Source organism: Corynebacterium tapiri, assembly GCF_006334925.1.
Lineage (GTDB): Bacteria > Actinomycetota > Actinomycetes > Mycobacteriales > Mycobacteriaceae > Corynebacterium > Corynebacterium tapiri.
Genome location: NZ_VDHJ01000002.1, coordinates 200,744 through 213,671, shown reverse-complemented (window position 1 = coordinate 213,671; position 12,928 = coordinate 200,744). Strand labels below are relative to the sequence as shown.

General features: G+C 61.0%; 11 protein-coding genes. 5 read left to right on the top strand and 6 right to left on the bottom strand.

Features of this window, described 5'->3' with window-relative positions; genetic code table 11:
- The first annotated feature begins 104 nt into the window (after window positions 1-104).
- The 4 genes from FHE74_RS02050 (at window position 105) to FHE74_RS02035 (ending at window position 4,046) form a co-directional block, all read left to right on the top strand.
- A complete protein-coding gene (locus FHE74_RS02050) occupies window positions 105-2,297 on the top strand; it encodes a HelD family protein (protein ID WP_139464755.1) in 2,193 nt (730 codons plus the stop codon).
- Between the two features lie 78 nt (window positions 2,298-2,375).
- Window positions 2,376-2,906 (top strand): hypothetical protein, encoded by a 531-nt coding sequence (locus FHE74_RS02045; RefSeq protein WP_139464754.1) that lies wholly within the window; start codon window positions 2,376-2,378, stop codon window positions 2,904-2,906.
- The gene (locus FHE74_RS02040) at window positions 2,907-3,110 is read left to right on the top strand and encodes a helix-turn-helix domain-containing protein (RefSeq protein ID WP_139464753.1); all 204 of its coding nucleotides are present in this window, start codon (window positions 2,907-2,909) and stop codon (window positions 3,108-3,110) included. It abuts the gene before it with no gap.
- A 36-nt stretch (window positions 3,111-3,146) separates the two neighbouring features.
- Complete coding sequence (locus FHE74_RS02035) at window positions 3,147-4,046, top strand: hypothetical protein (RefSeq protein WP_139464752.1); 900 nt, start codon at window positions 3,147-3,149, stop codon at window positions 4,044-4,046.
- 149 nt (window positions 4,047-4,195) lie between these two features.
- Here FHE74_RS02035 and FHE74_RS02030 read toward each other — a convergent pair whose 3' ends face one another.
- From FHE74_RS02030 to coaE, 4 genes are read right to left on the bottom strand one after another with little or no spacing between them, the layout of a single operon-like run.
- On the bottom strand, window positions 4,196-4,633 hold the full coding sequence (locus FHE74_RS02030) for a universal stress protein (RefSeq protein ID WP_139464792.1): 438 nt from the start codon (window positions 4,631-4,633) through the stop codon (window positions 4,196-4,198).
- Window positions 4,634-4,668: 35 nt separating this feature from the next.
- Window positions 4,669-5,115 (bottom strand): universal stress protein, encoded by a 447-nt coding sequence (locus tag FHE74_RS02025; protein ID WP_139464751.1) that lies wholly within the window; start codon window positions 5,113-5,115, stop codon window positions 4,669-4,671.
- A gap of 14 nt (window positions 5,116-5,129) precedes the next feature.
- Window positions 5,130-7,214: an excinuclease ABC subunit UvrB gene (gene uvrB / locus FHE74_RS02020; RefSeq protein WP_139464750.1), complete on the bottom strand. Its 2,085-nt coding sequence runs from the start codon at window positions 7,212-7,214 to the stop codon at window positions 5,130-5,132.
- Window positions 7,215-7,255: 41 nt separating this feature from the next.
- A complete protein-coding gene (coaE, locus tag FHE74_RS02015) occupies window positions 7,256-7,846 on the bottom strand; it encodes a dephospho-CoA kinase (RefSeq protein ID WP_139464749.1) in 591 nt (196 codons plus the stop codon).
- A gap of 51 nt (window positions 7,847-7,897) precedes the next feature.
- On the opposite strand from coaE, the gene FHE74_RS02010 reads away from it, so the two are divergent.
- Window positions 7,898-9,010, top strand: coding sequence for an AAA family ATPase (locus tag FHE74_RS02010; RefSeq protein WP_139464748.1), 1,113 nt, complete (start codon window positions 7,898-7,900; stop codon window positions 9,008-9,010).
- Here the strand turns inward: FHE74_RS02010 and FHE74_RS02005 are convergent.
- Both FHE74_RS02005 and rpsA read right to left on the bottom strand, forming a co-directional pair.
- Window positions 9,007-11,070: a glucose PTS transporter subunit IIA gene (locus FHE74_RS02005; protein ID WP_139464747.1), complete on the bottom strand. Its 2,064-nt coding sequence runs from the start codon at window positions 11,068-11,070 to the stop codon at window positions 9,007-9,009. The two genes, FHE74_RS02010 and FHE74_RS02005, sit on opposite strands and share 4 nt — an antisense overlap.
- 175 nt (window positions 11,071-11,245) lie before the next feature.
- Window positions 11,246-12,709, bottom strand: coding sequence for a 30S ribosomal protein S1 (gene rpsA, locus FHE74_RS02000; protein ID WP_139464746.1), 1,464 nt, complete (start codon window positions 12,707-12,709; stop codon window positions 11,246-11,248).
- Window positions 12,710-12,928: the final 219 nt, after the last annotated feature.

Genomic DNA, 12,928 nt, shown 5'->3' with positions numbered 1-12,928 from the left:
CGGCGATACTCCGCCGCTGTGGAAACGGGGTTTGCTTTTACCTCTGCACATATTTTCACGGTAAAATTCTCGGTTCAAGATTTACGCCGTGAGGAGGACATTAGGTGAGCGAGAGCCCGAACCAGGAGCAGGAGATAGCACTTGAACAGAGCTACGCTGACTCGCTATTCGCACGCCTAGATGCTGAGGTCACGCGCGCTCAACAGCGCTTGGAACAGGTCCAACAAGACGTAGACCCAGCCAACCCAGACAACGTCGACGCGCTGATGCGCCGCGAAACCGAGTTCCATTCCCTTAACGCCAAACTTGATCGGCTCAACGTCGCACAGATGGGGTTGGTGTTCGGACGCATTGACATCGAGGCTGCGGAGGCAGAGAACCCTGTTGAGGAGGGAATCGATCGCCGCTACGTCGGCCGCATGGGTCTCGACGACAGAGATGACGGTTATCGCACTCTCCTCCTGGACTGGCGCGCACCGATGGCCCGCCCCTTCTACTTGGCCACCACCGCCCAGCCCGAGGGGGTACACGTTCGCCGCCACATCCGCACCAAGGGCCGCCAGGTCACTGGCGTCGACGATGAAGTCTTACAAGGAGAACCTACCGGCCAGGGCGTTGGCGGGGTGGGTTCGGAAACCGCATTGCAGCGAGCCATCTCGGCCGCCCGCACCGGCCACATGGCCTCGATCGTGGAAACCATCCAGCGAGAACAAGACGAAATCATCCGGGACGACACTCGTGGCGTCATGGTCGTCCAAGGCGGTCCTGGCACCGGCAAGACCGCGGTGGCTCTGCACCGCGTGGCATACCTGCTGTACACCTATCGCGAGCGCCTGGCCGCTACTGGTGTGTTGATCATTGGGCCAAACTCGACCTTCCTGGATTACATCTCGCGCGTGCTTCCTGAGCTTGGCGAGACCGGCGTGGTGCTGTCCACCATCGGTGAACTCTTTCCCGGAATTTCTCCGCAGGCCGAGGACTCCCTCGAAGCGCGCGAAATCAAGGGTTCTGCCGAAATGGCCACCATTCTCAAGGAGGCAGTGCGCGCCTATCAATCCCTGCCCGACTCCCCTGTCGAGCTTCGAATCGGCTCAGTGCGCCTGACTGCCGATGCCACGATGGTCAAAGCAGCTCGTACCCGGGCTCGGCGATCTAGGAAGCCGCATAACCAGGCCTGCGGGGTTTTCGCGGAGCACCTCACCGAGCAGTTGGCACAGCAATTGGCCCAGCGCATCGGCGAGGACCCGCTGGGCGGAGCCAACCTGCTTTCCCAGGCAGACGTCGACCAGCTGCACGACGACCTGGTGGAAGAACCGGATGTGGCTGCGCTCGTCGATAAGCATTGGCCCGAGCTCTCCCCCACCCAGGTACTTAGCGAGCTTTTGAGCTCCCCCGAGGCCATCGCCGTCGCCGCCGCCGACTACGACGAGGACACGCAAGCAGCGCTGTGGCGGGAACACGGGGCACGGTGGACTTCCGCGGATGCGGCGCTTCTCGACGAACTTGCCCACCTGATTGGACCGGCCCTCACCGAGGAAGTCGAGGAGGCGGAATGGTCGCAGGAGCTCGAGGACGCTCGCGAGGCCATCGATATCCTTTCTTCCTCGGACTCCACAGATAACGACGATGACCTGTTCGAGGCTGAGATCCTCTCCGCCCATGACGTTATCGATGCCGAGACGCTGGCTAGGCGACAAGAAGTGCGCGACGTACGCACTACGGCCGAGCGGGCTCGGGCTGATTTGGAATGGGCGTACGGTCACGTCATTGTCGATGAGGCCCAGGAACTTACTCCCATGGAGTGGCGGATGGTCTTCCGCCGCACGCCCGCGCGTTGGATGACCCTGGTGGGCGACATCGCGCAGACCGGTTCGCCCGCCGGTGTGGACTCTTGGGAGGAGTCGTTGGCGGAGTACGTGGGCACGCGCATGCGCCGGCACGAGTTGACGGTGAACTACCGCACCCCCGCGGAGATCATGGAGTTGGCGAATCGTATCTTGGGCCAGATCGATCCTGGCGCGACGCCGGCGGAGTCCATTCGCTCCACGGGGGTACCGGTGACCTACGCGCCGTCAGGTACCTCGCCTGATGAGTTCACGTTCGGGGAAGGCATTGTCCAGGTCATTAGCGCCGATAATGTCTCCAGCATCAAGGGGCTGGAATTCGACCACGTAATCGTGCTGGAGCCCTCCGAGATTGTCTCTGCCTCGCCGCAGGGTATGCAGGATCTCTACGTTGCGGTAACGCGCGCAACGCAAACGCTGACGGTCATCGGGGACCTGCCTGCGTGGGAGTGATTGCACGGCGTATCGTTTAGCGATACATTGATATTCGATGCATCGTTTTCCGATACCTTCCACCTTTCTGGAGTCCCCATGAAAACCAGCAGCCCCAAAGCCCCAACGATCGGGTTTGGATTCCTCCTCACCATTCTCGCCATCTACATCCTGCGCACCCTCGTCTTCGACCAAGGATTTCCCCACCCCGTCGCCTCCGTCGTCGAACCGGGCGAAACGATCGTGCACTTCGACCAGCTCACATCTGGCCCACTCGGATACTTCGCCGTTGGGTATGCGCTGAAGATCGGCACACTGATTTCGTCGGCAACACTCCTGCTCGTGTCCTCTCTCCGGTTCAATCGGGAGGGAAGGATTACCCCACACGTGAGCAAACCCATCACCTTATCCGCATGGACCTTGCTGCTGTACCCCCTTGGGCCCTTCGTCCAACACATGGGCGCAAACTGGTACTCCGCACAACACGGAGTTGATGATTTGTACAACACTCAGGCCTTGGGCCCCGACCTCTTCCCGCTCTGGCTACTGGGCCTCTACGCACTCACACTCGCTGGCGTCTACTTCTCGCGGGCGGCCGCGTTGGAGGAAGACCACGAAGGACTGGTGTAAATGGCTGAAATCGTCTGTCACCTCGACCGCTTCCTCGAGGAGCGCGACATCAAGGTCAAGGACCTAGCCGACGCGGTGGGGATTACGCCGGTGAACCTCTCCGTACTTAAGAACAACCGAGCCAAAGCAGTGCGCTTTTCCACCCTCGTGGCTTTATGCGAGGAGCTAGGTTGCCAGCCAGGAGACCTCTTCACCGTGGAGTAACGGAACCTCGAGGGGCAGCGCAACGTCCAAGTAGGCATGGACCAAATTCTTTCCCGCGAGGAACTCCGCGCACGATTCACCCGCCGCGAGGTGGAGCAGCTCGTCCGCGCGGGCGAGCTTTTCCACGTTGCCCGCGGCGTGCACACCACCGCGCCGCCGCAGGGGCTTGTGCTCGCGCGTGCGCTGCTGCTCGCGTACGCGGGGCTGATCTATTCCGGCGACACCGCCTGCCAACTTCACCTCGGGCAGCCGCTGAGCCTGCCCCTGCAGGCGATTGGTTCTATGAAGTGTCGCGCGATAGATACTGATTTGCTGGTGAGGAAGGCGTCGAGGTGCAGAGAACACGTGCACGTCAAGGGCGTGCCGGTTACGCCCGTCGCGCACACGCTAGCGTGGCTCGCCGAATTTAGACGAATCGACGACGCGCGGGCGCTCTTGCAGCACTCAGCTAAGGATCGCTCACATGTACCCGTCCTCTTAGCCGCCATCCACGCACTCCCGCGGATTCCCACTGAGCTACGCGCGTTGCTGGATACGACCCCGATTGCGCAGGACAGCGCCGCCGAAACCCGGCTGCATGGAGTGCTCGAGCGCGCGGGTTTTGCGCTGCGCTGCAACGTGAAGGTCGGGCATTACTTCTACGACCTTCTCGTCGAGGACCGTGTGCTCGTCGAGCTCAACAGTCGCACCTATCACTCAACATGGGATCAGCGCACCAAGGACGCCTGGAAGGCCAACGAAGCGCAAGCCGCCGGGTACATGCTTATCGCCGTCACCGTCGAGGATCTAGATAGGCATCCCGCGCAAGTCATGGAGATAGTGCGTCTAGCGCTGGAGCGACCGCGTTCTCCTGAGCAGAGTCCCGTGATGCCGCGCCCGGTGTGGGAGTGGAACGCCCAGGTCCGGTTCGGTGACGGCGCTCGGGACTTCTACTAGCCGCTCGCAGGAGTGCTCGTGGCAACTTTGTCGGACGGGCGGCGCTGCTTCCGGCACTGAGCGTCCTACAAAGTTGCCAGATCCCCAGCCACCCGGCAACAGCGCAGCGAAAAGCGGCGCCGCACAAGCGACGCCGCTCGAGCTCAGAACTACTTCACAGTGTGCACGATCATGACGTCGCAGTCAGACTGGCGCGCGACGTCGGCAGGAACGGATCCCAGCAGACGACCAGTCAGGGAGTTGATGCCACGGTTACCCACGATGAGCAGGTCAGCCTTGTTGTCGTTGACAATGGACATCAGCGCCTGCACCGGCGTGCCCGGGCGGATGGCAGTCTCCACCTCGGAAGCACCTGCAGCGCGCGCATGGTCAGCGGCGGCGTCCAGGTTCTTCTGGGCGATGTCGTCGCCGAGAATGGTGACGGAGTCCTGACGCAGGGTCTTGGACGCCTCCTCCTTGTTCTCGTAGTACGCACAGCCGATGATCAGAGTCGCGTTAAACGCGGCAGCAAGCTCAGCAGCACGCTCCACGGCAAGCATGGAGGACTTGGAACCATCGGTTCCGACGACAATCTTCTGGTAGCTCATGGTGACCTTTCGCGAGTTCACGGGACGAAGCTATTTTAGCGCTGTGTATTTACCAAGACCACGTCGACCGTCGATCGGCGTGCGGTTTCCGTGGGGATGTTGCCAAACACGCGACCAGTCAGGGAGTTCACACCTTGGTTTCCCACCACAACGGCGTCCGCATCATGCTCATCAACGCAGGTCAATAGGGCATCGACGGGTGTGGCGGAGATGCATTCCAGCTCGATGTCCGCAACACCTTCGTCCTTGGCCACAGCAAACGCCGAAGTGAGATACTCCTGAGCCAACTCCTCGCTCACCACCGGCAGCGTGGACACTTCCCGGTTCGGGGAGTTCAACAGAGATCCGCTATTCCCATAAGATCCGCACGCAATGATCAGCTTGGCCTCAAATGCTCGAGCAAGGGCTGCAGCGTGGCGTACCGCGATCTCAGCGGTGTCCGTGCCGTCGGTTCCAACAACGATGGTCGAGTACGAGTACATGACGTACAAGCGTACTAAATTCCGGCTTCCTTCACGCCCCGCAATTCCTTCTTCAAATCGGCGATCTCGTCACGCAGACGCCCGGCGAGCTCGAACTTGAGGTCGCCGGCGGCTGCCCTCATTTGGTTGGAAAGATCGTCGATAAGCGACTGCAACTCTCCCTCGGCCATGGAGGACGTATCTCGCTTTTCGACGATGCTGGCAGGGTCAGATTCCTCGACCGGGGCCTCACGGACTTGGTCGAGGATGTCCGCAATCTTTTTACGCAGCGGTTGCGGATCGATCCCGTGCTCCTTGTTGTAGGCAATCTGCTTCTCGCGGCGACGCTCGGTTTCTTCGATCGCGTACTGCATGGAGTCGGTCACCTTATCGGCGTACATGATGACTTCACCGGAGACGTTTCGGGCAGCACGGCCGATCGTCTGGATCAGCGAGGTGGTCGAGCGCAGGAAGCCCTCCTTATCGGCGTCGAGAATGGCAACGAGCGAGACCTCCGGAAGGTCCAGGCCCTCGCGCAGAAGGTTGATGCCCACCAGCACGTCGAACTCGCCGAGTCGCAGCTGTCGCAGCAGCTCTACGCGCTGCAGGGTGTCGATGTCCGAGTGCAGGTAGCGGACCTTAATTCCGTTTTCCAGCAGATAGTCGGTGAGGTCCTCGGCCATGCGCTTGGTCAACGTGGTGACCAGGATGCGCTCCTGCTTGGCGGTGCGCTCCCGGATTTCGTGGATCAGATCGTCGATTTGGCCCTGCGTGGGCCGCACGGTCACCTTGGGGTCGATCAGACCAGTCGGGCGGATGACCTGCTCGACGAACTCGCCCCCGCTGGCCGCCAGCTCGTAGTTACCGGGCGTGGCGGATAGGTACACCGTTTGGCCCACGCGCTCCTCGAACTCCTCGAATGTGAGCGGGCGGTTGTCCATGGCAGAGGGCAGGCGGAAACCGTGCTCGACCAGGTTGCGCTTGCGCGCCATATCACCTTCGAACATGCCGCCGATCTGCGGGACGGTCACGTGGGACTCGTCGATGATGGTGAGAAAGTCCTCCGGGAAGTAGTCGATGAGCGTGGCGGGCGCACTACCTGGCTGGCGGCCATCCATGTGCAGCGAATAATTCTCGATGCCTGAGCAGAAACCGACCTGCTCGATCATCTCGATGTCGTACTCCGTGCGCATGCGCAGACGCTGGGCCTCAAGCAGCTTGCCGCGATTCTCCAGACTCTGCAGGCGATCCGCGAGCTCCGCCTTAATCGACTCGATGGCCTTGGCCATGCGCCCCTCTGACGCCACATAGTGCGTGGCTGGGAAGATGCGCAGCTCATCGACCTCGCGGATGACATCGCCGGTCAGCGGATGAATGTAGTAGAGGCGGTCGACGTCGTCGCCGAAGAACTCGATGCGTACCGCCACTTCCTCGTAGGCCGGGATGATGTCCACGACGTCGCCCTTGACGCGGAATGCGCCTCGTTTGAACTCATAGTCATTGCGCTCGTACTGGATGTCCACGAGCAGGCGCAGAAAACGATCCCGGTCGATTTCTTCGTCGACACGCACCACCAGCGAGCGATCCAGGTACGACTGCGGGGTACCCAGACCGTAGATGCACGAGACAGACGAGACCACCACTACGTCACGTCGGCTGAGCAAGGCGGAGGTGGCGGAGTGGCGCAGACGCTCCACGTCCTCGTTGATTGAGGAGTCCTTCTCGATGTACGTATCGGTCTGGGCGATGTAGGCCTCGGGTTGGTAGTAGTCGTAGTAGCTGACGAAGTACTCCACCGCATTGTTGGGCAGAAGAGCCCGCAGCTCGTTGGCCAGCTGGGCCGCTAGCGTCTTGTTCGGTGCCATGACCAGCGTCGGGCGCTGCTGCTTTTCGATCAGCCACGCAGCCGTGGCTGACTTACCCGTACCTGTGGCACCCAGCAGCACCACGTCCTCTTCCCCGTTTTTGAGCCGCTCGTCGAGCTCCTTAATCGCGGCGGGCTGGTCACCGGAAGGCTCGAACTCGCTGACGACTTCAAACGCCGCGCGGCTTCGTTCCACCTCGCCCACCGGGCGGAAATCCGAATGCGGGATGACGGGGTGTTCAGCTGCAAATGCCATAGCGCTCAGGGTAGCGCGCTCAGCCAAGCAGCCCCGAAAAACTAGCTAAGACGTGCTGCCAGCTCGTCTACTTGGGCGTAAAGCTCCGGCAGCCCGACGTTGTTGTCGATGACCACATCTGCCGCTTCTCGACGCTTCTCATCCGAGATCTGGGCAGCGATTCGCCGTCGGGCATCGTCCTCCTCCAGTCCGCGGCTTTCCACGAGCCTGCGCACCCGGGTTTCCGCGGCAACGTCTACGACGACGGTGAGATCCATGTCATTGTGGAGCCCTTGCTCTACCAGCAGAGGCATGTCGTAAATGACCACGCGATCCCCGCACTGCTCAGCCTCAGCGAACTGCCTGTTCGTTTCCTCTCTAATACGCGGGTGGGTGATCGCGTTCAGCGCCGCGGTGGCCTCTGCGGTGGCGAATGCCCGTTGCGCCAGTACGGACCGGCGTAGCGCTCCGTCTTCATCGAGAATGTCCGCTCCGAACTCTTCTGCGAGCTCAGCGAGAGCGGGTTGGCCGGGCTCGACGACTTCACGGGCGATGGCATCCGCGTCGACGATGGTGAATCCATGCTCTACCAGGCGACGGGCCACGGTGGACTTACCGCTGCCGATACCTCCAGTTAGGCCGATCAACTTCATGGCCAGGATTCTACCCCGCGGTGAGATTTATACCGGTTTATACTAGAGTCCATGAAAAATCCATTCCGCCCCAATTTTGGTCTATCCCCTACGGAGCTAGCCGGCCGCGAGCAGTTGACCAGCGAGTTTGATCTGGCTTTGGCGGAAGGTATCGGATCCCCGCTGCGTACCACGTTGATTAGTGGGGTCAGGGGAAGCGGCAAAACGGTGCTTCTCAATGAGTTTGAGAACATTGCCGCCAGCAACGGTTGGGTCGTCATCCGCGCGTACCCAGACCGTGCCATGATCTCCGATCTCATCGAGGTGACAATTCCTCGCGCTTTGAGTGCTTTGGACTCCCACCCCATTCCGCCCCGCCGAAAGATCACCGGGGCAACTGTTGCCGGGGTTGGAATTCGCACTGAGGTCGTGGATACGCCTACTCCCCGAGCTACCCTGATTACAGCGCTGCGTGAACTTGTGGCTGCCGCCGAAGAGCACGACGCGGGGGTGTTTATCACCCTGGATGAGATCCAATCCGCCGATACGGATGACCTAGCTTCCCTAGCCACAGCACTGCAAGATCTAGTCCGCGACGAGCGCGAAATTGCTTTGGCTGCTGCGGGGCTGCCCGAAGGCATCCACGCGATGTTGAATCATCGCGGGACGACCTTCCTCCGGAGAGCGGAACACGTCGTTCTCACTCCCCTGTCGGATGAAGCCGTAGCTCGGGCTGTACGCACCACTGTCGAGGATCATGGTCGTCAGATCACGACTGAGGCTCTGGACGACGTGGTCACACTCGTCAAAGGCTATCCCTACCTGCTACAGGTGGTGGGGTCCCTAGCGTGGGCCCGAGCTACCCGCACAGAAAGCCTGACGATCGAGAGTGCCCACGTGCACGACATCGCTGAGGTAGCAATCCAGCGAATGTACTCCCACGTCCATGCTCCGGCGCTTCACCACATTTCCCCGAGCCAGTTTGAATTCCTCAAAGCCATGGCCGCATGCTCGACTCCCGTGCGCGTGGCAGAGATCGCATCGGAGTTAAAAACAACAACGACGGCGCTTTCGATGCGCCGTCGTGCGTTGTTAGACGCGGGGCTCATTCACGCGCCCCGCCATGGAGTACTCGAGTTCTCGCTCCCCTATCTCAGAGAGCGAATCCTCGAAGAGGAGGACTAGACGTTCGCCTCCTGCTTGGCCGCCACAGAAATCACCGGAACGCCAGTTCCAACGTGATCCGCAGGACGCGGGGTGACGGATGCGAACTTCTTGGTATTGCTGACCAGGACCATAGTCAGCGGCGAGTAACCGGCAGCCTCAATTGCCGAGCGGTCGAAGGTGATCAGCGGATCGCCAGCCTTGACCTTCTGCTTCTTCTCCACGTGGGTTTCGAAGCCCTCACCGTTCATCTTCACGGTATCCACACCTACGTGGATGAGTAGATCGATGCCGTTGTCGAGACGCAGACCAACAGCATGGCCAGTCTTCTGGACGGCCAGCACCGTGGCGTCCGCAGGAGCAACCACCGTGTCACCGGTGGGGTCGATGGCTACGCCTCCCCCCAGGGCTCCGGAAGCGAAAGCCTCATCCGGGACCTCGTTGAGCTCAACAGCGCGTCCCTCCAGCGGAGCAGGAACCTCGGTCACCGCGCCAGATTCCAGCGCGCGCGCAACCGGAGCCGTACCCGCAGCAGCTGCACCACCAGCGGTGGCAGCCGCGGCAGCCTCGACGCGATCGTCCTCAGCCTGGTTTGCTGCTTCGCGCTCAGCAGCCAGCTTGGCACGGACCTCGTCGCGCTCGGCCTTGGTGCGGTAGTCGAAAACCAGGACCAGAATCATGGAGGTGAAGAAGGCCGCGGCAATACCCAGCGTGTAGCCGCCCCACGGATCCATGGCCGGAATGGTCAGCAGGCTGGTGAAGACGAAGGCGTAAGCCTTGACGTCGAAAAGCCCCATGATGATGCCACCGACGACACAGCCCGGCAGCAGGCGTGCGTAGGACATACGGAAGCGCAGCAGGATGCCGTACAGAGACGGCTCGGAGATACCACCCAGCAGACCGGCGAGCATGCCACCCGTGGCCACGTTGGCCATCGGGCGGTTGCGCTCCATGGCGGAACGGATCAGCACACCAGTAACCACGCCAAAGCAGGCGAAGTTCCAAGCACCCATCGGGCCCTGGATGAAGTCGTAACCCAGGGTATTGATGTTGATGATCATGATGGCGTTGAGCGGCCAGTGCAGACCCAGCGGGACCAGGAAGGGGTACAGCAGCGGGATCACGATCGCCAGGACGAACGGGGAGAAACCGTTGATAGCAGAAAGGATGTGCGTAATGCCGTTACCGATGCCGATACCGAAGGGGCCAACCACGAAGGCGGTGAGCGGGATCATGATGAGCAGCGAGATGAACGGAACAAAGACCATCTGAACTGCAGACGGGATAATCTTCTTCAGCAGCTTTTCCAGGAAGAACAGAAGAATTGCGGCGAAGATCGGCGGGAAGACCTGTCCACCGTAGTCCTGAATGACCATGGGAAGGCCAAACACATGCTGGACGTAGGTGTTCACGCCCTCCACGGCGGTGGGGTGAACCTCTGCAGTCTCCTTCATTCCCATGAACTCCGGGGTGAAAAGGGCCGCGGGGATAGCCGCACCCACCCATTCGTTGGCGCCTAGCTTTCGCGCTGCCGTGGCACCGACGAAGATCGGGAGGAAGTAGAACACGCTTCGCCACATCGCGTGCAGGAACTGGAAGGTTGCCGGCTGCTCCTCCAGAGGAGCACGGAAGTCCTGTACTCCGAAGGTGTCCAGCAGCACCAAAGAGGTGATGATCAGCGACGCACCCAGCAGTGCCCATAGCACGGGGCGGAACGTGTCGGAGAGGAACTCGAAGCAGTAGTCCACCCAGCCAAAGCGGCCACGGACTCCGCCGTACTCCTTGGAGGAGCTGGCAGCCTTGGTGCTGGACGAGCGCTCCTCGCCCATGCCATCGAGACGGTTGATGGCGTTGTAGTACTCTGCAACGCCTCCGCCCATGATCACCTGCATGCCATGTGTTCCCTGAGTCATGACGCCCAGGACCTTGGGATCAGTCTCGAGGGCAGACTTATCTACCTGAGTGGGGTCAGCAACTTGAAAACGCAGGCGCGTGGCGCAGTGCGTCAGGCTGGTGATGTTGTCCGGACCGCCCAGATTATCCAGAATGTGCTGGGCGGTGGACGTGGTACCTGTAGCCATGGATCCACCTTGTGAATATGAAAATAGTGACATGTCATGACCCGTAACAGTCACCGGGTATGACCTGTATCGGAATTTACCCCATGTTCATGTTCACCCGTAAATGATGACCCTTTGCAATAGGCAACAAAAAATGGGCCCCACAAAAGTGGGACCCATTTTCCTAGTTTAAGGCTTAGTTACCAGCCAGCTTCTCGCGCAGCGCTGCGAGCTGTGCGTCGGAAGCCAGGGAACCTGCCTGCTCGGCCGGCTGCTCCTCCGTGGATGCCGGAGCAGCATCCTCAGCGGAGTCAGAGGAGTAGTTGGACGGCTGAGCTGCGGCCTCGGCGGCAGCGGCACGGTGGCGCTCGATCTGAGCAGAGTGTGCCTGGTAGCGACGCTCTGCCTCAGCGTAGCGAGCCTCCCATGCAGCACGCTGCTCCTCGAAGCCCTCCATCCACTCGTTGGTCTCCGCGTCGAAGCCCTCGGGGAAGATGTAGTTGCCCTGCTCGTCGTAGGAGTCGGCCATGCCGTAGCGGGACGGATCGAACTCCTCGGAGAAGTCCTCGTCGGCCTGCTTGAGGGACAGGGAGATGCGACGACGATCCAGGTCGATGTCGATGACCTTGACCATGACCTCTTCGCCAACGTTGACAACCTGGTCCGGGACATCCACGTGGCGCTGAGCCAGCTCGGAGATGTGAACCAGGCCCTCGATGCCCTCCTCGACGCGAACGAAGGCGCCGAACGGAACAAGCTTGGTGACCTTGCCCGGCACGATCTGGCCCACAGCGTGAGTGCGGGCGAAGACGCGCCACGGATCTTCCTGGGTGGCCTTCAGCGACAGGGAAACGCGCTCGCGGTCGAGATCGACGTCGAGAACCTCAACGGTGACCTCGTCGCCAACGGTGACAACCTCAGACGGGTGGTCGATGTGCTTCCAGGACAGCTCGGAAACGTGAACCAGGCCGTCGACACCGCCGAGATCGACGAAGGCGCCGAAGTTGACGATGGAGGACACGACGCCCTTGCGGACCTGGCCCTTCTGCAGCTGGTGCAGGAACTCGGAGCGGACCTCGGACTGGGTCTGCTCGAGCCATGCGCGGCGGGAGAGCACGACGTTGTTGCGGTGCTTGTCCAGCTCGATGATCTTGGCCTCGATCTCCTGGCCGATGTACGGCTCGAGATCGCGAACGCGACGCATCTCCACCAGGGAAGCCGGCAGGAAGCCACGCAGGCCGATGTCCAGGATCAGGCCGCCCTTGACGACCTCGATGACGGTACCGGTGACCGGCTCGTCCTTCTCCTGCAGCTCCTCGATGCGGCCCCAAGCACGCTCGTACTGAGCGCGCTTCTTGGACAGGATGAGGCGACCTTCCTTGTCCTCCTTGGTGAGGACGAGTGCGTCAACCTCGTCGCCAACCTCGACAACCTCGTCGGGGTTCACGTCGTGCTTGATGGACAGCTCGCGGGACGGGATAACGCCCTCGGTCTTGTAGCCGATGTCGAGCAGAACCTCGTCGTGATCGACCTTGACCACAGAACCGGTGACGATGTCACCGTCGTTGAAGTACTTGATGGTCGCGTCGACTGCGGCGAGGAAGTCCTCAGCGGTGCCGATGTCGTTGATGGCAACCTGAGGGGTGTTAGAAGTGGGCATATGTATTAGTGCTCCGGAAAATATAGGAGGTCGAAAATGGACATGTTCCGTGTCTCTTACACACACGAATCCGGCCCAATGAACAGGGTGAGGAACGCGCGGTAATCTCGCATGGACGCCGCCGGGATCCTCCTATCCGATCCACAACCGCGCCGATACCTAGACACGCCTTGCCAAGGTTACCTCATTTCCCCAGCTAGAGACAAACGCTAGGGCAGT

What these genes read in the sequence shown, in the direction of transcription:
- uvrB (WP_139464750.1), bottom strand. Translation starts at nt 7,214, where the DNA reads ATGGCATTTGCAGCTGAACACCCCGTCATCCCGCATTCGGATTTCCGC.
- FHE74_RS02025 (WP_139464751.1), bottom strand. Translation starts at nt 5,115, where the DNA reads ATGTACTCGTACTCGACCATCGTTGTTGGAACCGACGGCACGGACACC.
- FHE74_RS02010 (WP_139464748.1), top strand. Translation starts at nt 7,898, where the DNA reads ATGAAAAATCCATTCCGCCCCAATTTTGGTCTATCCCCTACGGAGCTA.
- FHE74_RS02005 (WP_139464747.1), bottom strand. Translation starts at nt 11,070, where the DNA reads ATGGCTACAGGTACCACGTCCACCGCCCAGCACATTCTGGATAATCTG.
- FHE74_RS02045 (WP_139464754.1), top strand. Translation starts at nt 2,376, where the DNA reads ATGAAAACCAGCAGCCCCAAAGCCCCAACGATCGGGTTTGGATTCCTC.
- FHE74_RS02035 (WP_139464752.1), top strand. Translation starts at nt 3,147, where the DNA reads ATGGACCAAATTCTTTCCCGCGAGGAACTCCGCGCACGATTCACCCGC.
- coaE (WP_139464749.1), bottom strand. Translation starts at nt 7,846, where the DNA reads ATGAAGTTGATCGGCCTAACTGGAGGTATCGGCAGCGGTAAGTCCACC.
- FHE74_RS02030 (WP_139464792.1), bottom strand. Translation starts at nt 4,633, where the DNA reads ATGAGCTACCAGAAGATTGTCGTCGGAACCGATGGTTCCAAGTCCTCC.
- FHE74_RS02040 (WP_139464753.1), top strand. Translation starts at nt 2,907, where the DNA reads ATGGCTGAAATCGTCTGTCACCTCGACCGCTTCCTCGAGGAGCGCGAC.
- rpsA (WP_139464746.1), bottom strand. Translation starts at nt 12,709, where the DNA reads ATGCCCACTTCTAACACCCCTCAGGTTGCCATCAACGACATCGGCACC.